Source organism: Pelagibacterium sp., from assembly GCF_035555455.1.
Classification (GTDB): Bacteria; Pseudomonadota; Alphaproteobacteria; order Rhizobiales; family Devosiaceae; genus Pelagibacterium.
Window position 1 is genome coordinate 1 of record NZ_DATMGM010000039.1, and the last position, 22,880, is coordinate 22,880.

Annotated in this window: 23 protein-coding genes; 11 read left to right on the top strand and 12 right to left on the bottom strand. The window is 62.1% G+C overall.

The window, feature by feature from the left end:
* Positions 1-13: 13 nt before the first annotated feature.
* The 4 genes from guaA (at position 14) to der (ending at position 4,639) form a co-directional block, all read left to right on the top strand.
* Positions 14-1,549, top strand: a complete 1,536-nt coding sequence (gene guaA, locus VNS12_RS07160) for a glutamine-hydrolyzing GMP synthase (protein ID WP_325487160.1) — start codon at positions 14-16, stop codon at positions 1,547-1,549.
* 41 nt (positions 1,550-1,590) lie between these two features.
* Positions 1,591-2,304 (top strand): phosphoribosylaminoimidazolesuccinocarboxamide synthase, encoded by a 714-nt coding sequence (locus VNS12_RS07165; protein WP_325487140.1) that lies wholly within the window; start codon positions 1,591-1,593, stop codon positions 2,302-2,304.
* Between the two features lie 145 nt (positions 2,305-2,449).
* The gene (locus tag VNS12_RS07170; protein WP_325487141.1) at positions 2,450-3,172 is read left to right on the top strand and encodes a tetratricopeptide repeat protein; all 723 of its coding nucleotides are present in this window, start codon (positions 2,450-2,452) and stop codon (positions 3,170-3,172) included.
* A gap of 3 nt (positions 3,173-3,175) precedes the next feature.
* Positions 3,176-4,639 (top strand): ribosome biogenesis GTPase Der, encoded by a 1,464-nt coding sequence (der, locus tag VNS12_RS07175; protein WP_325487142.1) that lies wholly within the window; start codon positions 3,176-3,178, stop codon positions 4,637-4,639.
* A 178-nt stretch (positions 4,640-4,817) separates the two neighbouring features.
* Here the strand turns inward: der and VNS12_RS07180 are convergent, their stop codons facing one another.
* The 10 genes from VNS12_RS07180 to rpsF form a co-directional block, all read right to left on the bottom strand.
* Complete coding sequence (locus tag VNS12_RS07180; RefSeq protein ID WP_325487143.1) at positions 4,818-5,549, bottom strand: SDR family NAD(P)-dependent oxidoreductase; 732 nt, start codon at positions 5,547-5,549, stop codon at positions 4,818-4,820.
* Between the two features lies 1 nt (position 5,550).
* Complete coding sequence (purF, locus tag VNS12_RS07185; RefSeq protein ID WP_325487161.1) at positions 5,551-7,023, bottom strand: amidophosphoribosyltransferase; 1,473 nt, start codon at positions 7,021-7,023, stop codon at positions 5,551-5,553.
* 190 nt (positions 7,024-7,213) lie between these two features.
* Positions 7,214-7,810 carry a CvpA family protein gene (locus tag VNS12_RS07190; protein ID WP_325487144.1) on the bottom strand — a complete coding sequence of 199 codons (597 nt, stop codon included), beginning with the start codon at positions 7,808-7,810 and terminating at the stop codon, positions 7,214-7,216.
* A 175-nt stretch (positions 7,811-7,985) separates the two neighbouring features.
* Positions 7,986-9,392, bottom strand: a complete 1,407-nt coding sequence (radA, locus tag VNS12_RS07195) for a DNA repair protein RadA (protein ID WP_325487145.1) — start codon at positions 9,390-9,392, stop codon at positions 7,986-7,988.
* An 88-nt stretch (positions 9,393-9,480) separates the two neighbouring features.
* Entirely contained in the window at positions 9,481-10,047 is a 567-nt protein-coding gene (locus VNS12_RS07200) for a DUF1697 domain-containing protein (RefSeq protein ID WP_325487146.1), read from the bottom strand.
* Positions 10,048-10,093: 46 nt separating this feature from the next.
* Positions 10,094-11,230 (bottom strand): alanine racemase, encoded by a 1,137-nt coding sequence (gene alr / locus VNS12_RS07205; RefSeq protein WP_325487147.1) that lies wholly within the window; start codon positions 11,228-11,230, stop codon positions 10,094-10,096.
* Positions 11,231-11,303: 73 nt separating this feature from the next.
* Complete coding sequence (locus VNS12_RS07210; protein WP_325487148.1) at positions 11,304-12,794, bottom strand: replicative DNA helicase; 1,491 nt, start codon at positions 12,792-12,794, stop codon at positions 11,304-11,306.
* 209 nt (positions 12,795-13,003) lie between these two features.
* Positions 13,004-13,624, bottom strand: coding sequence for a 50S ribosomal protein L9 (rplI, locus tag VNS12_RS07215; protein WP_325487149.1), 621 nt, complete (start codon positions 13,622-13,624; stop codon positions 13,004-13,006).
* Between the two features lie 144 nt (positions 13,625-13,768).
* On the bottom strand, positions 13,769-14,023 hold the full coding sequence (gene rpsR, locus VNS12_RS07220; RefSeq protein WP_414693082.1) for a 30S ribosomal protein S18: 255 nt from the start codon (positions 14,021-14,023) through the stop codon (positions 13,769-13,771).
* 74 nt (positions 14,024-14,097) lie between these two features.
* Positions 14,098-14,472, bottom strand: coding sequence for a 30S ribosomal protein S6 (rpsF, locus tag VNS12_RS07225; RefSeq protein ID WP_325487150.1), 375 nt, complete (start codon positions 14,470-14,472; stop codon positions 14,098-14,100).
* A 426-nt stretch (positions 14,473-14,898) separates the two neighbouring features.
* Here rpsF and fabD point away from each other — a divergent pair, with 426 nt between their 5' ends.
* The 7 genes from fabD (at position 14,899) to gmk (ending at position 21,361) form a co-directional block, all read left to right on the top strand.
* The gene (gene fabD, locus VNS12_RS07230; RefSeq protein WP_325487151.1) at positions 14,899-15,846 is read left to right on the top strand and encodes an ACP S-malonyltransferase; all 948 of its coding nucleotides are present in this window, start codon (positions 14,899-14,901) and stop codon (positions 15,844-15,846) included.
* A 77-nt stretch (positions 15,847-15,923) separates the two neighbouring features.
* Positions 15,924-16,661, top strand: a complete 738-nt coding sequence (fabG, locus tag VNS12_RS07235; protein WP_325487152.1) for a 3-oxoacyl-[acyl-carrier-protein] reductase — start codon at positions 15,924-15,926, stop codon at positions 16,659-16,661.
* Positions 16,662-16,883: 222 nt separating this feature from the next.
* Positions 16,884-17,120 (top strand): acyl carrier protein, encoded by a 237-nt coding sequence (locus VNS12_RS07240; protein ID WP_325487153.1) that lies wholly within the window; start codon positions 16,884-16,886, stop codon positions 17,118-17,120.
* Positions 17,121-17,151: 31 nt separating this feature from the next.
* Complete coding sequence (fabF, locus tag VNS12_RS07245; protein WP_325487154.1) at positions 17,152-18,414, top strand: beta-ketoacyl-ACP synthase II; 1,263 nt, start codon at positions 17,152-17,154, stop codon at positions 18,412-18,414.
* A 163-nt stretch (positions 18,415-18,577) separates the two neighbouring features.
* A complete protein-coding gene (mltG, locus tag VNS12_RS07250; RefSeq protein ID WP_325487155.1) occupies positions 18,578-19,732 on the top strand; it encodes an endolytic transglycosylase MltG in 1,155 nt (384 codons plus the stop codon).
* Positions 19,733-19,734: 2 nt separating this feature from the next.
* Positions 19,735-20,631: a YicC/YloC family endoribonuclease gene (locus VNS12_RS07255; protein WP_325487156.1), complete on the top strand. Its 897-nt coding sequence runs from the start codon at positions 19,735-19,737 to the stop codon at positions 20,629-20,631.
* Positions 20,632-20,716: 85 nt separating this feature from the next.
* The gene (gmk, locus tag VNS12_RS07260) at positions 20,717-21,361 is read left to right on the top strand and encodes a guanylate kinase (RefSeq protein WP_325487157.1); all 645 of its coding nucleotides are present in this window, start codon (positions 20,717-20,719) and stop codon (positions 21,359-21,361) included.
* Between the two features lie 6 nt (positions 21,362-21,367).
* On the opposite strand, the gene rsmA is transcribed toward gmk, so the two are convergent.
* Together rsmA and pdxA are read right to left on the bottom strand one after the other, a co-directional pair.
* Positions 21,368-22,216 carry a 16S rRNA (adenine(1518)-N(6)/adenine(1519)-N(6))-dimethyltransferase RsmA gene (gene rsmA, locus VNS12_RS07265; protein WP_325487158.1) on the bottom strand — a complete coding sequence of 283 codons (849 nt, stop codon included), beginning with the start codon at positions 22,214-22,216 and terminating at the stop codon, positions 21,368-21,370.
* Positions 22,213-22,880: 4-hydroxythreonine-4-phosphate dehydrogenase PdxA (gene pdxA, locus VNS12_RS07270; RefSeq protein WP_325487159.1), on the bottom strand; the 668-nt coding region annotated here is incomplete at its 5' end. The genes rsmA and pdxA, both read right to left, overlap by 4 nt.

The window sequence follows — 22,880 nt, forward strand, 5'->3', positions numbered from 1 at the left end:
CACCACCGATACGATCCTCATTGTCGATTTCGGCTCTCAGGTCACCCAGCTCATCGCCCGCCGGGTGCGCGAGACCGGAGTCTATTGCGAAATCCACCCTTTTTCGACGGCAGTCGCCCAGCTGGATACGCTGGCGCCCAAGGGCATCATCCTGTCCGGCGGCCCCGCCAGTGTCATCGCCGACGGCGCGCCTCAGGTCGATCCGCGGCTATTGTCCTACGGCGTGCCGGTTCTGGGCATCTGCTACGGCCAACAAGCCATGTGCGTGGCCCTTGGCGGCAAGGTCGAGCCCGGACATCTGCGCGAGTTCGGTCGCGCTGAAATCCGGATCGAAAAGGACTGCGCCCTTTACGAAGGCGTCTGGGAGCTGGACCATTCCTATCAGGTCTGGATGAGCCACGGCGATAAGGTCGCCGAGTTGCCCGCCGGATTTGAGGCGGTGGCAACGTCCCCTGGCGCGCCCTTCGCGGTCATCGCTGATGAAGAGCGACGCTTCTACGGCGTCCAGTTCCACCCCGAGGTGGTCCACACCCCCGATGGCGGCAAGCTCTACGCCAATTTCGTCCATAATATCTGTGGCTGCGAAGCGACATGGACGATGACTGCCTATCGCGATCAGGCCATCGCCGCTATTCGCGAACAGGTTGGCGACAAGAAGGTGATCTGCGGGCTGTCTGGCGGCGTGGATTCGTCTGTGGCGGCGATCCTGATCCACGAGGCGATCGGCGACCAGCTCACCTGTATCTTTGTCGATCATGGATTGATGCGCAAGAACGAGGCCGACGAAGTGGTCTCCATGTTCCGCAATCAATATAACATTCCGCTGGTGCACGTCGATGCGGCCGATACTTTCATCGGCGAGCTCGAAGGCGTTGTCGAGCCGGAAGACAAGCGCAAGATTATCGGGCGGCTGTTCATCGAGACGTTCGAGAAAGAAGCTGCCAAGATCGGTGGCGTCGAATTTCTTGCCCAGGGCACTCTTTATCCCGACGTCATCGAATCGGTGTCCTTCACTGGCGGCCCCTCGGTCACCATCAAGAGCCACCACAATGTCGGCGGCCTCCCCGAGCGCATGAACATGAAGCTCGTTGAACCGCTGCGCGAATTGTTCAAGGATGAAGTGCGCAAGCTAGGCCGCGAGCTGGGTCTTCCCGAGCATTTCGTTGGCCGCCATCCGTTTCCCGGCCCGGGTCTCGCCATCCGTCTGCCGGGCGGCGTGACCCGCGAAAAGCTCGACATCTTGCGTCAGGCCGATGCGATCTATCTTGATGAAATCCGCAAGGCGGGTCTCTACGACACCATCTGGCAGGCCTTCGCAATCCTGCTGCCGGTGCAAACCGTCGGCGTGATGGGCGATGGCCGTACCTATGAAAGCGTTTGCGCTCTGCGCGCCGTGACATCGGTGGATGGCATGACCGCGGATTTCTATCCCTTCGATATGAATTTCCTGAGCAAGGCAGCCACGCGGATCATCAATGAGGTCAAGGGGATCAACCGCATCGTCTATGACGTGACCTCCAAGCCACCGGGAACCATCGAGTGGGAATAAATCCCGCGTTCAGGCCCTAGAGCACATCAGCGAGCAAGCACTTGACCACCAGCGAAAAGATCTATTCCGGCAAGACAAAAGATCTCTATGCCTTGCCGAACGGCAATATACGTCTGGTCTTCAAGGATGACGTCACGGGCGCCGATGGTGTCATCGACCCGGGCGCCAATGCCGTCATCGGTCAGGTCGAGGGCAAAGGCCGCAAGTCGCTGGTCATGACGGACTATTTCTTCCAGCGCCTGCACGCCGCCAGCATTCCCACCCATTTCGTGCATGCCGATCTTGAGGCGGGAACCATGGAGGTGCGGCGCGCCCAACCCCTGGGTGCTGACAATAATGGCGCGGGCGGCCTTGAATTTGTCTGCCGCACCCGCCCGTGGGGCAGCTTTTTGCGCCGGTATCAGCCCTATATTCGCGACACCGGACAAAAGCTCGATCGTTTGGTCGAAATCACCGTCAAGGACGATGAGCGCGGCGACCCTTTGATCAATGATGACACCATCATCGCGCTGGGCCTTGTCAGCCCGCGACACCTCGAAGAGGCCAAGGACATTACCCGTCGCGTGTGTGGTATCGTCGAAGCCGACTTGCGTGAGAAGGGGCTGACTTTGATCGATATGAAGGTTGAAATTGGTCTCGTTGAGGGTGAAGTCGTGGTTATCGATGAGATTTCCGCCGATGCCATGCGCGTCATGGATGACGCTGGCAATGTGCTGGAACACGGCACCGTCTTTGAAAGACTGCTCCGTTCGTGACCTGTAGGCGCAGTTGCGGCCAGGGCGCAGCGGCGATCATGTTGATATTGCCGCCCTTGGCGACAATCGGGCGATCGGTGCGATTGCAATGTAGAGGCGGGCCAACTATTGTCCGGCCAATTTCCACGTCAGTCCGGATGCCCCGATGAGTGAAGAATCCTTCCTGCGCGAAGTCGAAGAAGAACTGCGCAGCGACAAGCTGAAAGCCTTCTGGCGGCGCTTTGCCCCGTTCATCATCGGCGCGGCGGTGCTGATTGTCTTGCTGGTTGCCGCCAATGAAGCCTGGAAATGGTGGCGGTCGAGCACGGCTGCGACAGCATCCGATCAGTACTATGCTGCCGTCGAACTCGTTGAACGCGGCGATATCACCGGCGCTCAGGCAGCCTTTGCCGAGATCGAGGCGAGCGGTCCCCGTGGCTATGCCACGCTGGCGCGATTCCACGATGCTGCGCTTCTTGCCGAACAGGGCGATGCCGAGGCTGCCATTGCTGCCTATGATGCCTTGGCCGCCGGGCTCGATCAGCGCCGTCTGCGTGAACTCGCCCTGGTGCTCGGGTCCTATCTAGCCGTCGATCACCTCGACGTTGCTGCCGTTGAGCAGCGCGTTGGCGGCATGATTGGCGAAGGTAGCCTGCTGCGCAACAACGCCCGCGAAGCGTTAGGGCTGGCACAGTACAAGGCCGGGGATATCGAAGCGGCCCGCGCCAATTTCGAGGCAATTGCCGCTGATCCGATTACCGGTCAGGAAATGCAATTGCGCGCCTATGTCTATCTCGAACAACTGGCCTCCACCGGGATCGATGACTTCACAGGCGAGACAGACGGCGAAGCGCCGGCGTCCGACGCCACCATCCCTGCGGCTGAGTAACCAATGCCAGTAACCGTTGCCATCGTTGGCCGGCCCAATGTCGGCAAGTCGACGCTGTTCAACCGCCTGGTTGGACGCAAGATCGCCATCGTGGACGATACCCCCGGTGTCACCCGTGATCGACGTGAGGGATTGGGCCGCATCGGCGATCTCACCTTCACCCTGATCGATACCGCCGGCTATGAGGATGCCAACGACGACAGCCTCGAAGCCCGTATGCGCCGTCAGACCGAGATCGCTATCGCTGAAGCTGATGTCGTCCTGTTCATGATCGACGCGCGCGCCGGCCTCACGCCCACCGACGAGCATTTTGCCCGTCTGCTGCGCCGGGCCAACAAGGACATCCACGTCATCGGCAACAAGGCCGAGGGCAGGGCGGCGGAAGCAGGCCTGCTCGAAGCCTTTAATCTGGGGTTTGGCGAGGCGATCCCGCTGTCTGCCGAACACGGGCTGGGCCTGGCCGATCTCTATACGGTGGTTTCACAGGCTGTGGACCGGGCAGAGGAAGCCAAGGCCGCAGCGGCGGAACTGGCCACCGGCGAGTTCGACTATGACATGGTGCGCAAGCCTGAGGTCGATGTCGACGTCATCGAGGACGAAGGCGAGGATCAGGCGGGCGACACCGCACCCTTGCGCTGGGATCCCAGCCGCTACCTCAACGTCGCCATCGTGGGCCGCCCCAACGCCGGGAAATCCACGCTGATCAACCGCATGGTCGGGTCCGAGCGCCTGCTGACCGGCCCGGAAGCCGGTATCACCCGCGATTCCATTATGGTGCCATGGGAATGGGAAGGGCGGGTCATCAATCTGGTGGACACCGCCGGCATTCGGCGCAAGGCGCGTGTGCAGGCCAAGCTCGAAAAACTCTCGGTTGGCGATGCCCTGCGCTCGATCCAATATGCCGAAGTTGTCGTCCTGCTGCTCGATGCAACCGTCCCGTTTGAAAAGCAGGACCTCGCGCTGGCCGATCTGGTCGAGCGCGAAGGCAGGGCGATGGTCATCGCCGTCAACAAATGGGACCTGATCGAGGACAAGAACGCCAAGATACTGGAGCTGCGCGAGCAGTGCGAGCGGCTGCTGCCGCAATTGCGCGGCGTTCCGCTAGTGACCTTGTCAGGCCTGCATGGCCGCAACATCGACAAGCTGATGAAGGCCGTGTTCGATATCGAGCGCGTCTGGAACGTGAAGATCCGCACCGCCAAGCTCAACCGCTGGCTGTCCATCATGACCGAGCAACACCCGCCCCCGGCGGTATCGGGGCGGCGGCTCAAGCTGCGTTACATGACCCAGGCCAAGACGCGGCCACCGAGCTTCATCGTATTTGCTTCGCGTCCTGACGCACTGCCCAAGGCTTACCAGCGCTACATCGTCAACGGCATGCGGCAGGATTTCAACCTGCCCGGTACACCCATCCGGCTCTGGGTGCGTGGCGGCAAGAATCCCTATGTGGATGAGGACGGCAAGTAGAGGCCAAAGCGCAGCGCCTTGCACCCTCAAGGGAGAAGGGGGCTTTTTTTAGGTGTTTGCCTCATCTCGAAACGCAGCCACCATTCCCCTTCTCCCCTTGAGGGAGAAGGTGGCCGCGGAGCGGTCGGATGAGGGATGCGCGGAGCCTGCGACGATCTAAACCGTCTGCAACTCGGTGTTAAAGCGGCTCTTCGCCCCGCAACACATCCACCCGCATTCCGGTCTTTTCATAAACCGGTGAGATCATGTCGACGATCTTCGGCGCTACTTCGTCCGGCGACGGCAGGGTCATCGGGTCTTCTCCGGGCATGGCCTTGGCGCGCATGGCGGTGCGGACCTGTCCGGGATAGAAGATATTAGCCTTGACGTTGGTGATCGCCATCTCGCCCGCATAGGCTTTGATCATGGCGTCGAGCGCGGCCTTGGAGGCGGCATAGAGCCCCCAATAAGGCTTTGCTGAAAGCGCAGCACCCGAAGAGATGAACACCGCCCGGCCCGCATCGGACTGGCGCAACAGCAGATCAAGCGAACGGATCAGCCGATAATTGGCTTCCACGTTGATTGCGAAGACATTGGCGAAGTCCTTGGGCTGGACGTGGGGCAGGGGGCTGAGTACGCCCAGCGCACCGGCGTTGCCGATGAGGCCATCGAGCTGGCCCCAGCGCTCGAAGATCGCCGCTCCGAGCCTGTCGACCGCTTCCCCGTCGGTGAGGTCCATCGGCACCAGAGTGGTAGAGGCTCCCAGCGCCTGGATTTCGTCGTCGAGATCTTCAAGGCCGCCAACCGTACGGGCAACGGCGATCACATGGGCCCCCCGGGCGGCGGCATTTTTGGCAGCGGCATAGCCCAGCCCCCGCGAGGCGCCGGTCACCAGCACCACACGGCCGGAAAGGTCTTGTTGTTCGGTCATGCTAAACGGCTTCTCTAAGCATCGAGATCTGCTTGGGGTTGTTCTTGTCGCGCCCTTCGAGATCGGTGAGCGGCGTCGGATAGTCGCCGGTGAAATAGTGATCGGTAAATTGCGGCGCGTCCGGATTGCGTTTTTTTCCGCCGACGGAGAGATACAATCCATCGATCGACAGAAATTCCAGCGAGTCAGCGCCGATATAGCGACACATATCCTGAAGCGTTTCGTACTGGTTGGCCAGCAGCTTGTCCGGGTCGGGCGTATCAATGCCGTAATAGTCCGAATAAGTGATCATGGGGCTGGCCACGCGGAAGTGAACTTCCGTCGCCCCCGCATCGCGAATCATCTGGACGATTTTCAGCGACGTGGTGCCGCGTACGATGGAATCGTCGACAAGGACCACCCGCTTGCCTTCGATGGCCGAGCGGTTGGCCGAATGCTTGAGCTTGACCCCCAGCGCCCGGATCGATTGGGTCGGCTCGATGAAGGTGCGGCCCACATAATGGTTGCGGATGATGCCATATTCGAACGGAATGCCCGATTGCTGCGCATAGCCGAGCGCCGCCGGTGTGCCGCCGTCGGGCACCGGAACCACCACATCGGCCTCAACCGGGCTTTCCAGAGCAAGGTTCGCCCCCATAGCCTTTCGCGCGGCATAGACGGAACGCCCGGCCACGACCGAATCAGGCCGTGCGAAATAGACGTATTCGAACAGGCACATGCGTTCATCGCACGGCTTGAAGGGCTTGAAGCTCTCTATGGTGATCGAGCCGTCCTTCTGGGTCTCGCAAACGATGATCTCGCCATTTTCGACATCGCGCACGAATTTTGCGCCGATGATGTCGAGCGCGCAGGTCTCCGATGCGATAATCGGTTTTCCGTCCAGTTCGCCCAGCACCAGCGGGCGGATGCCTTGCGGGTCACGCGCGCCGATCAGTTTGGTGCGCGTCATCGCGACCATCGCGTAAGCGCCCTCGATGGCGCCCAGCGCGTCGATGAACCGGTGCGCCGACCCGCGCCGCTGCGAGCGCGCGATCAGGTGCAGCACTGCCTCGGTGTCGGACGTGGACTGATAAATGCTGCCCTGCGCGATCAGCCGCCGCCGCAGGGTCAGCCCGTTGGTAAGGTTGCCATTATGGGCAATCGCGATGCCGCCAACCTCAAGTTCGGCGAACAGTGGCTGCACGTTGCGCAAAACCGTTTCACCGGTCGTCGAATAGCGCACATGCCCAACCGCCAGATTCCCGGGCAGCCGGCCCAGGGTCGCCGCGTCGGTAAAGTGGTCGCCGACCAGTCCCAGATGCCGCTCGGAGTTGAAGCGTTTGCCATCGAAGGTGACGATGCCTGCAGCTTCCTGGCCGCGATGCTGGAGGGCATGCAAACCCAGCGCGGTGAGCGCCGCCGCGTCCGAGTGCCCTAAAATGCCAAACACGCCGCACTCTTCGCGCAGCGTGTCCCCGTCAAGTTCGAGCGCCAGCCCGTTGAGATGATCGCCTGTGGTCGCGTGGAGCGTACTCAAAATATCCACCGTGCTTGCAAAGCCATGGAGCGGGATTGCCAAGGCCGGTCAGCCCCTGCATCCACGCCGATATCCTCCCGATATACCTGCGGGAATTACGCCCCCGGCAATCGCAAGTCAACATTGTGCGGCCAGGGATGTGGCATCATCACACGCCGTTGATCGTCGCTCCGGGAATCGGCTGCGGGTCGTTGAGGCCTTCTTCATTGATGATCGGGTCCTCGACCGGCCCGCCACCCTGCAACAGGTCGTTGACCTGCTCTTCGAGATTGTCCGGCAGCAGTGAGATCAGCCCGTCGCCGAGCGAGCGCAAGGTCGGCAGTGATTGTGCTTCCCCGTACCATTGCAGATTGGGCGGGTTCTCCCCGATCAGCCAGTCGGCAAAGATCACCACCACCACCGCGATCAGGATGCCGCGCAGGGCTCCGAACACAAAGCCCAGCGTCCGGTCCAGCGGCCCCAGCTTGCTGTCGGTGATCCAGTCGCCGATCTTCATGGTCAAAAGGTGCAGCACCACCAATGCGACAAGGAAGCTCACCACCACCGTTGCGATGCTGGCCCACAGGTCGTCGGCGACGAACTCCTGCGCAATCTGGGGCTGGTAAAAGAACATGTAGGCGGCAAACGCCGCAGCGCCGGCCCATGTGACCAGTGAAAGCACTTCGCGCGTCAATCCGCGCGCCGTCGCCAACAGCGCGGAAACCAAGACAAGGATTCCGACGGCAATGTCGAAAGCGGTCAGCATGGGAAAAGTTCTCCGGCAAGCCCTGTTGGGGTTCGTTTAGCGGCAAAATACGGCAAAGCCAAGCAATTGCGTGGGATGTCCAAGGCTGCTGATCCCGGAGGGGGCAGAGCCATTGTCTCCCGTGTCGGCGACAGGGCTGGATTTGCCCGACCCGCAGGAACGATGCCCGGGCCGATCAGTTCCACCCGTCCTCGTCTTTGGCCGGCGCGCTGCCATTGGCCGCGATGCGCCCGACCAGATCCGCCAAGGCACTGAATTCATTAAGCAGTACGTCCTCGGCAGCGCGATCCGAGGCGTTCAGCTTGGCGGTGTGCACCGAGCCAAAGCCGAGCTTGGCAGCCTCGCGGACCCGTAGATTGGCATGCACCACCGGCCGGATCGAGCCTGACAGGCTCACCTCGCCGAAATACACAGCATCGGCGGGGAGGGGGGAATTGGTCAGCGAGGAAATCAGCGCCGCCGCCACAGCCAGATCGGCCGCCGGTTCGTTGACCTTCAGCCCGCCGGCAACGTTGAGATAGATGTCATTGGCACCGATTCTCACCCCGCAGCGGGTTTCGAGGACCGCGAGGATCATCGACAACCGCGCCGAATCCCATCCGACGACGGCCCGCCGCGGCGTGCCCAGCGGCGAGGCGGCCACCAGCGCCTGGATTTCCACCAACACCGGGCGCGTCCCTTCAACTCCGGCAAACACCGCCGATCCCGCCGCGCCGGAATCGCGCTGATCGAGAAATAGGGCGGACGGGTTGGGCACTTCGCGCAAGCCGGAGCCCGCCATCTCGAACACACCGATCTCGTCGGTTGCCCCATAGCGGTTCTTGACGCCGCGCAGAATGCGGTAGGTCAGTGAGGTGTCGCCCTCGAAATAGAGCACCGCGTCCACCATGTGCTCGACCACCCGTGGCCCGGCAATCTGGCCGTCCTTGGTGACATGGCCGACCAGCACCACAGCCGAGCCCGATTTTTTGGCGAACCGTGTCAGTGCCTGCGCCGAGGTGCGTACCTGAGTGACGGTGCCCGGCGCGGAATCGATGCGTTCGGTCCAGCAGGTCTGGATCGAGTCGATGATCACCAGATCGGGTGCCTTGCCCTTTTCGATGGTGGCGAGAATGGTCTCCACATGGGTTTCGCTGGCCAGTTCCACCGGCGCGTCCGCCACCCCAAGCCGGGAGGCGCGCAGACGTACCTGCGCAATGGCTTCTTCGCCCGATATATAGATCACCCGCTTGCCCTGCCGCGCCAGTGAGGCCGCAGCCTGCAACAGCAATGTCGATTTGCCGATGCCGGGATCGCCGCCGACGAGGATTGCCGAGCCCATCACGAACCCGCCGCCAAGCACCCGGTCGAGCTCGCTGTTTTTGCTGACGATGCGGATCGCGTCTTCGCTCTCACCCGACAGCGGCACCAGCTCCACCGGACGCCCGGACGACACCGCCGCCTTGGGTCCAGCGCCGACGCCGGCGGAAGCCATTTCCTCAACGATGCTGTTCCACTCGCCGCAGGCTTCGCAGCGCCCGGCCCAGCGCGGCGTTACGCTGCCGCAGGACTGGCAGACAAATGTGGATTTGATCTTCGCCATAAATCAGCGCCCGCCCGCCCGCATTGCGCCGCATGCCACGCGCCTTCTGTGCCATCCGGCCATATTCAACTCCATCGTCAGTATCAATCTATGAGGACCGGTCCGACCCCTGTTCCCGGCCCGAGGCGCGTTCGGCCAAAAGGCGCAGGGTGTTCCAGTTGCGCGCCGTCGCCGGGCCGCTGAGTTTTTCGATACTCTTGCCCGTCAGAGTACTTTTCGAAATCGGCCCGCCATAATCGATGATCAAATGCCCCTCGACCACTGCAAGGCGCTCCGGCCCTTGGTAGTCAGCGACCCAGCCAAGATCGGGCTCGCTCTCGGCAAAGAAATAAACCCCCATCTGGCTCGGCCTCTCACGCGACGCCTCTGTAAACGGATCGGCATCACACAAGGTACGAAGGCTTTGGGGTGTCCGCACGATGGCACGATTGGCGTCGGTCAGCCCGCATGCTGTGACCACGGCATCCATTGCCGCTGCCATGTCCCGGGTGGTCCCGTTCCCGCCCACAATCATGTTCCCCGTCGCCAGAAGGGTCTCGGGGGCGTCGAACCCCCTGGCCCCGACGGCATCACGCCATTGGCTCATCGACATGATCTTGTGTGTCCATGGCCCGATCGCGCGTAACAGAACAACGAACACCGGTGAGCGCTGCATGGCCGAGCCCGTTCAACAGATGGCGATATGCGGAACAAAGCAGGAACTAGTCGTGTATGTCAAGGCCCTCGGGCACATTGACATAGCTGCGGGGGAACCGCCCGTTGAGATTGGTGAGGATTTCATAGCCAATGGTGCGCGCCGAATCCGCCACGTCGTCGATGCTGATAGTGGGGCCCAGCAATTCGACCAGATCGCCGGGCTGCACCAGCCCGTCCACATCGGTGATATCGATCGCCGTCATGTCCATTGATACGCGGCCCAGGACCGGCACCACTGTTCCGTTGACCGCAACCCGTCCGCCGATCTGCCCGCCGATGCCCGACAGCGCGCGAAAATATCCATCGGCATAGCCAATTGCGAGGATGGCCAGTTTGGTGTCCCGCCGCAAGCGATAGGCGGCCCCATAACCGACTGTCTCCCCGATTCTCGGTTCCTTGATCTGGAGGATCGGGACATGCATCGAGATCACCCGCGCCATGGGGTTGGGCCGCGCGTTCAGCGCCTGCCCGCCATACATGGCGATGCCGGGCCGCACCATCTGATAGTGGTAATCCTTGGAGGTCATGACCGCTGCCGAATTGGCGATGGAGGCGGGAATATCGGGGAACATGTTGAGCAGCCCCTGAAAAACCCCGTTCTGCTTGCGGGTCATCTCGTTGGCGGGCTGATCGGCGCAGGCGAAATGGCTCATGATCATCTGCGGCTCGAACCCCGACTGATCGAGCTCGCGTCTGACCAGTTCGGCTTCCTTGGCCCTGAAGCCGACCCGGTTGAAACCGGTATCGAAATGCAATGCCGCTGGCACTGCGCGGCCCTGGTTCAGGCAGAAATCGAGCCACTCGGTCAATTGGCTCATCGAAGCCAGAACCGGCATGAGGTTGTGCGCCGCATAGTCGGCAGCCGTGCGCGGCACGAGGCCATCGAGAACAAAGATATGGGCCTGGGGCAGGGCCCTCCGCAGCGAAACGCCTTCATCGGGCGTGGCGACGAAAAAGAACCGCGCCCCGGCCTGATACAGCGCGCGCCCCACCACGTCGGCGCCCGTCCCATAGGCATCGGCCTTGAGCACGGCTCCGGTCAGCGCCTGGCCCGCAATGGTGTCGAGCGCCTTCCAGTTCCGGGTGATCGCTCCAAGGTCGATGGTGATTCCGCCGCCCAGTATCGTCTTAGAACCCGTCATGTCGGCCCACTGATTCCCATTCGTTGGTCTGGAGGTAACGCGAAATCCTGTTGGGGGACAAGCGGGCGGCGGCCTACTCCTGTCGGGTGGGCAGATAATCGTCCCGGGCCAGATCCGAGAACCGGGTCAGGTTGGCCTGGAACTGGAGCTGCACCGTGCCGGTCGGACCGTGCCGCTGCTTGGCGATGATCACTTCGGCGCGGCCATGCACCTTTTCCATTTCGGCCTGCCATTCGAGATGTTCCTGAGTGCCTTCCTTGGGCTCCTTGTTGGAGAGGTAATATTCGTCGCGATAGACGAACATCACCACGTCTGCGTCCTGCTCGATCGAGCCCGATTCACGAAGGTCCGCCAGTTGCGGGCGCTTGTCGTCGCGGTTTTCCACCTGCCGCGAGAGCTGCGACAGGGCGATGATCGGCACTTCGAGTTCCTTGGCCAGGGCCTTGAGGCCCGTGGTGATCTCGGTCAGCTCCTGCACGCGGTTCTCGCCGGCCTTTTTCGAGCCCGACAGCAATTGCAGATAGTCGACGATCAACAGATCGAGTCCCTTCTGGCGCTTGAGCCGCCGGGCCCGGGCCGCCAGTTGTGCAATGGAGATGCCGCCGGTGTCGTCGATATAGAGCGGCACCTGCGCCATCAGGTTCGAGGTATCGACCAGCTTGGCGTACTGGCTTTCATGGATATTGCCGCGCCTGATATCCGATGACGAGATTTCCGACTGCTCGGCCAACACACGGGTGGCAAGCTGTTCGGCGCTCATTTCGAGCGAGAAGAACCCGACGATTCCTCCGTTGACTGTTTTCATGTGCCCGTCGGGCAGCGGCTCGGCCTTGTAGGCCTTGGCCACCGTGAAGGCGATGTTGGTCGCCAGCGACGTCTTGCCCATGGCGGGCCGCGCCGCGAGGATGATCAAGTCACTGCGCTGCAATCCGCCCATCAGCCGGTCGAGGTCGCTCAGCCCGGTGGCCGTGCCCGAAAGCGATCCGTCGCGCGAATAGGCTTCGCCCGCCATGTTGATCGCTTCGATCAGCGCCTGATTGAAACCCTGGAACCCGCCGTCATACCGGCCCTTTTCGGCCAGATCGAAAAGGGATTTTTCAGCCTCCTCGATCTGGATTTGCGCAGAGGTTTCCACATCCGCATTGTAGGCGCGGTCGGTCATCTCTTCGGAAATGAGCAGCAGGTTGCGCCGAATGGCCAGATCGTAGATCGCCTGGCCGTAGTCGGCGGCGTTCAAGACGGTTGTGGCCTCTGCCGCCAGCCGCGCCAGATACTGCGCCATTGTGACGCCTTCGAGCAGGTCGTCCGGCAGGTAGGTCTTGGCCGTGACCGGAGTTGCGGTTTTCCCGGCACGGATGATCTTGCCGCAGACCTCATAGATCTCACGGTGGATCGGCTCATAAAAATGGATCGGTTCAAGAAAATCCGAAACTCGGTAAAAGGCCTCGTTGTTCACGAGGATTGCCCCCAACAGGGCCTGCTCCGCCTCGATGTTGTGGGGAGCGGTCTTGTATTGGGGTTCAGGTTCGGATGGGACGGGCGTGAGCCGCCTCACAGCTTCCATTGGCGCTCTCGTCGAATAAAACGGCACACTCTTACCGCAGTAGGCCTCTGCGGCAATCACCTAAAGCACGATTCCGGATTTTGAATGGCTCAATACACACTAACCGATTCGCGCTGTGCGGAAGTGTGGGGATAAGCCCCACCGCCCTCGACAATGCAGAAAAAAGGCCGGGCGGTGCCCGGCCTTTCGATTCGGATCAGTGGATCTGCTTATGCGTCTTCCTGGCGCTCGGCTTCTTCGGCGGCGGCAGCAGCTTCGCCGTCGTCTTCAGCACCTTCAGCCAGTTCGTCTTCGTCGACGTCGGCAAGCGAGACGAAGGGCTCTTCTTCGTCGTTGTAGTCCTTGCGGCTCAGGTCTTCACCGGCTGCCTGACGTTCGGCTTCATCGGTCGAGCGCGCGACGTTGACGGTCACGGTCACGGCCACTTCGGCGTGCAGGTTCAGGGTCACGGCATGCAGGCCGACAGTCTTGATCGGCGTGCCCAGATCGATGTCCGAACGCTCGATCTTGTCGCCTTCGGCCAGAAGGGCATCGGCGATGTCGCGGGCCGAGACCGAACCGTAGAGCTGGCCGGTTTCGCCGGCCTGGCGCACGATCACAATGGTCTTGCCATTGATCGATTCGGCGTTCTTTTCGGCTTCCGAACGACGCTCTGCGTTGCGGGCCTCGATGACCTGACGCTCGGCTTCGAACTTGGCGCGGTTGGCATCCGATGCGCGCAGGGCCTTGCCCTGGGGCAGCAGGAAGTTGCGGCCAAAACCGTCCTTGACGTTGACTTCGTCGCCGATGGTGCCCAGACGGCCCACGCGTTCGAGAAGGATGACTTTCATGGGTATGTCTCCGATGCTGTCCCGCCTTGCTGGCGGTTAGAGCGCCCGAACCATTCGGGCGCCCAACGATGTCGCTAGAGCGGGCAGTTCAGCCGAACTCCGCGACCAAAAGAGTTTGAGCGTCACAAGGGACGCCCAAACGGATTATTTCACCGCGAACGGCAGCAGGCCCAGGAAGCGGGCGCGCTTGATGGCACGGGCCAACTCGCGCTGCTTCTTGGCCGAAACGGCCGTGATGCGGGAGGGAACGATCTTGCCGCGCTCGGAAACATAGCGCTGCATCAGGCGAACGTCCTTGTAGTCGATGACCGGAGCGTTGGCGCCCGAGAACGGGCAGGTCTTGCGGCGGCGCTGGAAGGGGCGACGGGCCTGCGAAGTGGTAAGGTTACGAATAGCCATGGGGCTCTCCTTTTGAGCGCTTCCGAAACCAACAGGGAACTCGGACCCGGTTCGGAAGCGCGATCAGCCAAGAACTAGAAGCGGCGCGGACCACGCGGGCGATCACCACCCGGACGATCGTCGCGATCACGCTTTTGCATCATCACGGACGGGCCTTCTTCATGCTCATCCACGCGGATGGTCATGAAGCGCAGTACGTCTTCATTGATGCGCATCTGGCGCTCCATCTCGGCCACGGCTGCAGCCGGTGCTTCGATGTTGAGCAGCGTGTAATGCGCCTTGCGGTTCTTGTTGATCCGGTAGGACAGGGACTTCACGCCCCAGTATTCGGACTTGGCAACCTTGCCGCCGTTTTCTTCCAAAAGGTCGGTATAGGTCTTGGTCAGGTCTTCGACCTGCTGCGCGGAGACGTCCTGCCGCGACAGAAAGATATGCTCGTAAAGGGGCATGGAATGCCTTTCTGATATCGAACTTCAATAGGCATCGTCGGCGCGGAGCCTCTTTGCAGCCGATGGAAAGGCGACAAAGGTTCTGTAAAAGAGCGGGAACACGGGAGGCAGGACCAATTCTGACGATCCATTGCGCATCGACGAAGCGACACCCAACCCTCCGTTCAGCCCCCGGCCAAACGAATGCTGCGCGTGTTTAGAGCGATCCGCGCCCGATTGCAAGGCTGTCCCTGCGTTTTATGGGATCAGCCCTCGGATAGGGGGCGCACCGCACAAGGGTTTTGCTGTGGCAATAGCGCTTGGCTTCGCACAGGATTAGCACTCCTTTATAGTGCGTTACCTTGACTCGGCACGCATTTGCGGGCACTCGCCCCGCCAATTGGGCCGCAATCGCCAGCCATGCTTAACCGAAGCGCGAGAGGACACATGACCAAACCGGCATTTACATTCCCCGGCCAGGGTAGCCAGGCCGTAGGCATGGGCCAGGACCTCGCCGAGGCCTATCCCGAAGCCCGTGCGGTATTCGAGGAAGTCGACGAAGCGCTTGGCGTTTCTTTGTCAAAGATCATGTTCGAGGGCCCCGAGGATACTCTGCGCCTCACCGAAAATGCCCAGCCTGCGCTGATGGCCGCTTCCATTGCCGTCGTCCGCGTGCTCGAAGCGCGCGGCGTCGCGCTCGCTGAAACCGCCAGCTACGTCGCCGGCCACTCCCTTGGAGAATATTCGGCCCTTTGTGCCGCCGGCACCTTCAGCCTCTCGGACACCGCGCGTCTCCTTCAGATCCGCGGACGGGCCATGCAGCAGGCCGTGCCGGTTGGGCAGGGGGCAATGGCCGCTCTGCTCGGGCTCGATATGGATGTGGTCAAGGCCATCGCTGCCGAGGCCGCCCAGGGCGAAGTCTGCGATGTCGCCAACGACAATTCGCCCGGCCAGGTGGTGGTCTCGGGCACTCTGTCTGCAATCGAGCGCGCCATAGAGCTGGCCAAGGCAAAGGGCGCCAAGCGGGCTTTGGCCCTGCCGGTCAGCGCTCCGTTCCACTGCGCCCTGATGGCGCCAGCCGCCGAGGCAATGCGCGAAGCGCTGGCCGGCGTCGAAATGCGCGTGCCCTCGGTTCCGCTGGTCGCCAACGTCCTCGCTGCGCCGATCGCCGATCCCGATGAAATCCGCCGCCGTCTTGTCGAGCAGGTCACCGGCATGGTGCGCTGGACCGAAAGCGTAAGCTGGCTCGCCCGCGAGGCCGGTGTGACCGAGCTGTACGAATTGGGCACCGGCAAGGTGCTCACCGGCCTTGCCCGCCGCATCGATTCGGCGCTCTCGGGCCGGGCCATCGGCACCGCAAAGGATATTGGAGAGTTCCTGGAGTCGCGCGCCTGAGCGTGTTCCTGTAACTATGGAACAGCTCCTGGCCTGATCCGGAACGCTCCGGCAACGATCAATCAAAGAGGCACATCATGTTCGATCTTTCCGGCAAACGGGCGCTGGTCACCGGCGCCAGTGGCGGCATCGGAAGCGCCATCGCCAAGGCCCTTGCTGCGCAGGGCGCCGAAGTCGCCCTCAGCGGCACCCGGGTGGGTGCCCTCGAAGAGGTGGCCCGCGACATCATCGGCAAGGCCCATATCCTGCCCTGTAATCTGTCCGATCTCGACGCTGTCGAGCAATTGGTCCCCCAGGCCGAAGAGGCGATGGGGGGGATCGACATCCTCATCAACAATGCGGGCCTCACCCGCGACAATTTGTTCATGCGGATGAAGGACGAGGAGTGGGATGAGGTTCTCAATATCAACCTCACTGCGCCCTTCCACCTCACCCGCGCCGCGATAAAGGGGATGATGAAGCGCCGTTTCGGCCGCATCGTCTCGATTTCCTCGGTGGTCGGCGTGGTCGGCAACCCCGGCCAGGCCAATTATGCCGCCTCCAAGGCCGGGCTGGGCGGCATGTCCAAGGCGCTGGCCTATGAGGTCGCAAGCCGCGGCATCACCGTAAACACCATCGCTCCGGGCTTCATCGCCTCGGCGATGACCGATGAGCTCAACGACAAGCAGCGCGAGGCGATTCTCCAGAAGGTCCCGGCTGGCCGGCTGGGCACGTCCGAGGAGATTGCGGCGGCTGCGGTGTTCCTCGCCAGCGAGGGCGCGGCCTACATCACCGGCCATACCCTCAACGTCAATGGTGGAATGGTGATGATCTGACCTGTAAAAGGCTTGCGTCCATGCACGGTGGCGATATGGTCATCGTCAACAAAGTGTGTTAGGTGCGCCGGCACGTCGCGGCCTGGAGGTCGAGACCTGGGCGAGAAAGCCCCGTTTAATCCCGCCGTGGGCGTTTTATTAGGGAGCCTGTTGGCAATCCATCCCTGCCCAGAGGCAGAGCGTTAGCAACGAACTCTTTAGTCTGCAAAAAAGGAAGACACTATGAGCGATATCGAAGATCGCGTCCGTAAGATCGTGGTGGAGCACCTCAACGTCGAAGCCGACAAGGTCACTGAAAAGGCCAGCTTCATGGACGATCTGGGAGCGGATTCGCTCGATCAGGTCGAACTCGTCATGGCGTTCGAAGAAGAATTCGGCGTGGAAATCCCCGACGATGCCGCAGAGTCGATCCAGACTTTCGGTGACGCTGTCGGGTTCCTCACCAAGGCCACCGCGTAATCGGCCTGGCCGGTTCGCGAGGTATATGACAATGCGCCGCGTCGTCGTCACCGGTCTCGGGATCGTTAGCCCTCTTGGGGTGGGTCACGAGACTGTCTGGTCCAATATTCTCGCGTCCAGAAGCGGCGCGCAGCGTGTCACCGATTTCGAGGTTGGCGATCTGCCTTGCCAGATTGCCTGCCGCATTCCTCTGGGGGACACCGCCGAGGGCAAGTTCAATCCCGATGATTGGATGGCGCCCAAGGAACAGCGCAAGGTCGATCCATTCATCGTCTTTGCCATGGCGGCGTCCACTCAGGCCCTGCGCGATGCAGGGTATGAGGCAAAGACCCTCGAACAGCAGGAACGCACCGGCGTTCTGATCGGCTCGGGCATCGGCGGTATTGGCGGCATCTACGATGCCTCCATCACCCTCGCCGAAAAAGGCCCGCGCCGCATCAGCCCGTTCTTCATCCCCGGGCGTCTTATCAATCTCGCATCGGGCTATGTCTCGATCGAGCACGGCCTCAAGGGGCCGAACCACTCCGTTGTCACGGCCTGTTCCACCGGTGCCCACGCCATTGGCGATGCGGCCCGGCTCATCATGCTCGGCGATGCCGATGTGATGGTGGCTGGCGGCGCGGAATCCCCGGTCAATCGGTTGTCTCTGGCGGGCTTTGCCGCGTGCCGGGCGCTCTCGACCGGCTTCAACGATACCCCGGAAAAGGCCTCGCGCCCCTATGACAAGGACCGCGATGGCTTTGTGATGGGCGAGGGTGCAGGCATTGTCGTGTTGGAAGAATACGAACACGCCAAGGCCCGTGGCGCACACATTTACGGTGAAGTGATCGGCTATGGCCTGTCCGGCGACGCTCACCACATTACCGCCCCCGCCGAAGACGGCAATGGCGGCTTCAGGTCCATGTCCGCCGCCATCAAGCGCGCAGGCATTGCTCCCTCAGACATTGACTATATCAACGCCCATGGCACCTCGACGCCGCTCGGCGACGAGATCGAACTTGGTGCCGTGACGCGGCTGCTCGGCGATCACGCCGCCAATGTGGTCATGAGTTCGACCAAATCCGCCGTCGGGCATCTGCTCGGAGCGGCAGGCGCAGTCGAAGCGATCTTCTCGCTGCTGGCCATGCGCGACAATGTGGCGCCGCCCACCATCAATCTCGACAATCCGTCTGTCGAGACGGTGATCAATCTGGCTCCGCACAAGCCGGTGGAAAAGCAGATCGATGTGGTGCTTTCGAATTCCTTTGGCTTTGGCGGCACCAACGCCTCGCTGATCTTCCGCAAGGCAGATTAAAGCGTCGGACCCTGGAGCACAGCATCCCGGGCACTTGTTTTTGCCGAAGTTCTTGCCCCATATGGCCGGGCGGCAGCGGACGGCCCGCTGACGCTCGAATCGACGTGTTGCAGGGCGGCACCGCCCCCGACCCATTTCGGAAGAGAGGACGGAACCCGACCGCATGGCCAATCGCAAGAAAAAGAACCGCAGCCGTTCCTCCAACGGTTTCTTTGAGGCCCTCAATGGCCTGCTCACGCTGGTGCTGCTGGCGCTGCTCGCCGTTGGCGGCGCCTTCGTCTATGGCGCGGCCACGTTCAATGCCGACGGCCCGGTCCCCGAAGATCGCAGCTTTGTCGTCGAACCCGGCAACGTCCTGTCCACCGTCGCTCAGCGCCTTGAGGAACAGGGGTTCATCTCGAACGCCGATATCTTCAATTACGGCTCGCGCCTGCTGCGGCGAGGCAGCGATCTCAAAGCTGGCGAGTTCGAGATTGCAGCCCATTCTTCGATGTTCGACATCATCCGCGAATTGACCGAGGGTACCCCGCTTCAGCATCAGGTGGTGGTGCCGGAAGGCTTTACCGCTTGGCAGGTTGTCGAGCGGGTCAACGCCGATCCCAACCTCACCGGCAATATTGAAATGCTGCCCCCCGAAGGCAGCCTGCTGCCCGGTGCCTATTCCTATCAGCGCGGCGACACGCGGCAGGGCGTCATCGACGGGATGACGGCGGCCATGGATGCGCGGCTGGCTGAAATCTGGGAGGCGCGCGACCCCGATCTGCCTCTGTCCACGCCCGCAGAACTTGTTACCCTTGCCTCGATCGTCGAGCGTGAAACCGGGCTGGGCGACGAGCGCGGCACCGTCGCCGGCGTTTTCGTCAACCGCCTCAATGTCGGCATGCGGCTCCAGTCCGATCCGACCATCATCTATGGCATAACGCTGGGGCAGGGCGCTTTGGGGCGCGGCTTGCGCCGCTCCGAGATCGATGCGGTCACCCCCTACAACACCTATCAGATCGATGGCCTTCCCGCTGGCCCGATCGCCAATCCGGGCATTGAGGCGCTTCGGGCAACAGCCAATCCCGAACAGCACGATTACCTCTATTTCGTCGCCAAGGGCGCGGTGCCAGCCGATGGCCACGTGTTTGCAGCCACCTATGCCGAACATCAGCGAAACGTCGCCGCTTATCGCGAGATCGAGCGCCGCGCCGCCGAAGCCGCTGCCGATGCGGAAGCGCGCGCCGAAATGGACGCCATCGCCGCCGAGGAGGCCGCGCAGGCGGGCGACGTCACCGCTCCGGACGCTGCCGAAGAACCGGCTGCGGAGGGAGAGTGAGCGTGAGCCAGCAACCGATTTCCAGCATGACCGGGTTCGGACGCTCCAGCGCCCAGCATGGCAACGTTTCCATTCTGGTCGAGATCAAGTCGGTCAACGGACGCGGTCTCGATATCAGGGGGCGGCTCTCCCCGGGTCTCGATAGTCTCGATGCCGATATCAGGCGTCTGATCGGCGAAAAGCTGGCGCGCGGATCGGTGTCGATCTTGGTCAATATCCGGCGCGAGGCAGTCGATACCGATCTGGTCGTCAATGACCGTGCCCTCGATCGTGTTCTCACCCTCATCGACAAGATTTCTGAGCGCGTCGACGCGCGAAAGCCCTCGATCGAAACCATTCTTTCGCTCAAGGGGATCATGGAGGCGCAAGAGCCCGAACTGAGCCCCGACGAGGAAGCAGCGCTGCATTCAGCGATTCTCGATTGCGTAGGGGTCGCGCTATTGGCCCTCATCGAGACCCGCCGCGCCGAGGGCGAGCGCATCGGGGCGGTTATCGCCCAGCGCGTCGAGGAAATTGCTTTCCTCGCCGATACCGCCCGCGCGCATCCGTCCCTTGCCCGCGGGGCCATTCTGACGCGCTTGCGCGATCAGGTCACCGCGCTCATGGACACCGACAAGGGGCTGAGCGCCGAACGCCTGCATCAGGAGGCCATGCTGCTGGCCACCCGGGCCGACATTGCCGAAGAGCTCGACCGTTTTTCGGCCCACGTCACCGCCGCGCGTGATCTGCTGGGCAAAGGTGGCCCAATTGGGCGTAAGCTTGATTTCCTCAGCCAGGAATTCAACCGCGAAGCCAATACGCTGTGTTCCAAGAGCAATGATGTGAGCCTGACCGCGATCGGTCTTGACCTCAAGGCAACGATCGATCAGTTACGAGAGCAAGTCCAGAATCTCGAATAGGCTACCGATCAGGGCGGTGAAACCGGCTGACATCGAGCCGAATCTGGCACCGTAGGGCTTCGAATAGAGCAGGGAAACAGGACCTATGAAGGATTTCGCGCGTCGCGGCGTCATGCTGGTCATCGCATCGCCGTCGGGGGCGGGAAAATCCTCGATTTCGCGGGCATTATTTGCGCAGGATCCCAACATCCGTCTTTCGGTGTCGGTCACCACGCGGGCGCGCCGCACCGACGAAATCGATGGCACCCATTATCATTTCATCGATATCCCCGCCTTTGAAAAGCTGCGGGACGAGGGCAATCTGCTCGAATGGGCCGAAGTCCACGGCAATTTCTACGGCACCCCGCGCGCCGAGGTCGAGGACAGCCTTGCAGCGGGCCGGGATATCCTGTTCGATATCGACTATCAGGGCACGTTGCAGCTTTATGAAAACTGCCGCGATGACATGGTCACCGTGTTCATCCTGCCCCCCTCCATCGCCGAATTGCGCGCCCGTCTCGAACGCCGTGCTCAGGATAGCTCCGGCACCATCGAAAAGCGCTTGCGCAACGCGCGCAAGGAGATGGAGCACTACTGCGAATACGACTATGTTCTGGTCAATGAGGATCTCGAACAGTCCGTGCAGATGGTCCGCTCCATCCTCGCCAGCGCCCGCCTCCAGCGCCCCCGCCAGACCCGGCTCGAAGGGTTTGTCGAGGATTTGAAGAGCCAGATCGACGCGCTGGCGTAGTGTGATCTAGCCAGCCCGCAACCGCATCACCTGCCGCGCCAGTTCGACATAGGTCGCTACTGGCAAGGTCTCTGCGCGTTCCTCGCCCGTCAGCCCCAGGGGCTCCAGCAGCGCCTCCAGCGGCACGCCCAGCCCCTTGAGGCTTTGCCGGATCATCTTGCGTCGCTGGCCAAAGGAGTGCCTTGTCACCTCTTCCAGCGCCCGTACAGGAACATCTGACTCCACGGGCCGGGGCACCATATGCACCACCGATGAGGTCACCTTGGGAGGCGGCGTGAACGCGTTGCGGTCGAGATTGAGGGCGATCCGGGCGTTCGTACGCCAGCCCGAGAGCACGCCCAGGCGTCCATATTGCTTGTCACCGGGCTTTGCGACGATCCGCTCGGCCACTTCGCGCTGGAACATCAGCGTCAGGCTCTCAAACCATGCCGGCCACGGCTCTTGCGAGAGCCATCCGGTCAAAAGGGGCGTTGCAATATTATAGGGCAGATTGGCGACGATTTTCGTGCGTCCACCCGCCAGTGCGCGGTAATCGATCTCCAGCGCGTCGGCGGAAATGACCTCAAGCCGCCCCGGATAAGCGGCAGCAATCTGCGCTAGCGCGGGCAGGGTGCGTTCATCGCGCTCGATGGCGATCACCTGTTTCGCGCCCGCCGCCAGCAGGGCCCGGGTCAGTCCTCCGGGGCCGGGGCCCACCTCGATCACGGTAACCTCTGCCAGATCACCCGCCGCGCGGGCGATTTTTCCCGTGAGGTTGAGATCGAGCAGGAAATTCTGGCCCAGTTCCTTTTTTGCGCGCAGCCCGTGCTCAGCGATGACCTCGCGCAGCGGCGGCAACCCGTCGATTTGGCTCATGAAATGGCGTCCGCCAGTCGGATCGCCGCCAGCATGGAGTTGGGCGAGGCCTTGCCCGTGCCCGCCAATGCGAAAGCGGTGCCGTGGTCGGGGGAGGTGCGCACGATGGGCAGCCCGAGCGTGACATTGACCCCCGCATCGAAGGCGATTGTCTTGATGGGGATCAGGGCCTGATCGTGGTACATGGCAATCACACAGTCATATTGACGCCAGTGCGGCGGGTAGAACAGCGTATCAGCAGACAAGGGGCCGAAGACATCGATCCCTTCCGTGCGCAGCGTCGCCAGTGCCGGAACGATGACGTCGATCTCCTCGCGCCCGATAGTACCATCCTCGCCCGCGTGCGGGTTGAGACCGGCCACCCCGATGCGCGGCGCAGCGATGCCGAACCGTTCGGTAAGGTCGCGCACGACGATACGGATGGTATCGAGCAGGAGCGCGCGCGTGATCCTTCCGGGCACCTGCGCAAGCGGGATATGGATGGTCAGCGGCACCGTGCGCAGATCGTCATGGGCCAGCATCATCACGGGCAGGGGGGCCGGGCCATCGCCAGCGCAGAGCGCGGCGAGGAATTCCGTATGCCCGGGATATTCGAACCCCGCGCCATACAGCGCGGCTTTATGGATCGGGGCGGTCACCAAGCCGCGAAACCGGCTTTCGAGTG

What these genes read in the sequence shown, in the direction of transcription:
- VNS12_RS07170 (WP_325487141.1), top strand. Translation starts at nt 2,450, where the DNA reads ATGAGTGAAGAATCCTTCCTGCGCGAAGTCGAAGAAGAACTGCGCAGC.
- der (WP_325487142.1), top strand. Translation starts at nt 3,176, where the DNA reads ATGCCAGTAACCGTTGCCATCGTTGGCCGGCCCAATGTCGGCAAGTCG.
- VNS12_RS07180 (WP_325487143.1), bottom strand. Translation starts at nt 5,549, where the DNA reads ATGACCGAACAACAAGACCTTTCCGGCCGTGTGGTGCTGGTGACCGGC.
- VNS12_RS07190 (WP_325487144.1), bottom strand. Translation starts at nt 7,810, where the DNA reads ATGCTGACCGCTTTCGACATTGCCGTCGGAATCCTTGTCTTGGTTTCC.
- radA (WP_325487145.1), bottom strand. Translation starts at nt 9,392, where the DNA reads ATGGCGAAGATCAAATCCACATTTGTCTGCCAGTCCTGCGGCAGCGTA.
- VNS12_RS07200 (WP_325487146.1), bottom strand. Translation starts at nt 10,047, where the DNA reads ATGCAGCGCTCACCGGTGTTCGTTGTTCTGTTACGCGCGATCGGGCCA.
- alr (WP_325487147.1), bottom strand. Translation starts at nt 11,230, where the DNA reads ATGACGGGTTCTAAGACGATACTGGGCGGCGGAATCACCATCGACCTT.
- VNS12_RS07210 (WP_325487148.1), bottom strand. Translation starts at nt 12,794, where the DNA reads ATGGAAGCTGTGAGGCGGCTCACGCCCGTCCCATCCGAACCTGAACCC.
- rplI (WP_325487149.1), bottom strand. Translation starts at nt 13,624, where the DNA reads ATGAAAGTCATCCTTCTCGAACGCGTGGGCCGTCTGGGCACCATCGGC.
- rpsR (WP_414693082.1), bottom strand. Translation starts at nt 14,023, where the DNA reads ATGGCTATTCGTAACCTTACCACTTCGCAGGCCCGTCGCCCCTTCCAG.
- rpsF (WP_325487150.1), bottom strand. Translation starts at nt 14,472, where the DNA reads ATGCCCCTTTACGAGCATATCTTTCTGTCGCGGCAGGACGTCTCCGCG.
- fabD (WP_325487151.1), top strand. Translation starts at nt 14,899, where the DNA reads ATGACCAAACCGGCATTTACATTCCCCGGCCAGGGTAGCCAGGCCGTA.
- fabG (WP_325487152.1), top strand. Translation starts at nt 15,924, where the DNA reads ATGTTCGATCTTTCCGGCAAACGGGCGCTGGTCACCGGCGCCAGTGGC.
- VNS12_RS07240 (WP_325487153.1), top strand. Translation starts at nt 16,884, where the DNA reads ATGAGCGATATCGAAGATCGCGTCCGTAAGATCGTGGTGGAGCACCTC.
- fabF (WP_325487154.1), top strand. Translation starts at nt 17,152, where the DNA reads ATGCGCCGCGTCGTCGTCACCGGTCTCGGGATCGTTAGCCCTCTTGGG.
- mltG (WP_325487155.1), top strand. Translation starts at nt 18,578, where the DNA reads ATGGCCAATCGCAAGAAAAAGAACCGCAGCCGTTCCTCCAACGGTTTC.
- gmk (WP_325487157.1), top strand. Translation starts at nt 20,717, where the DNA reads ATGAAGGATTTCGCGCGTCGCGGCGTCATGCTGGTCATCGCATCGCCG.
- rsmA (WP_325487158.1), bottom strand. Translation starts at nt 22,216, where the DNA reads ATGAGCCAAATCGACGGGTTGCCGCCGCTGCGCGAGGTCATCGCTGAG.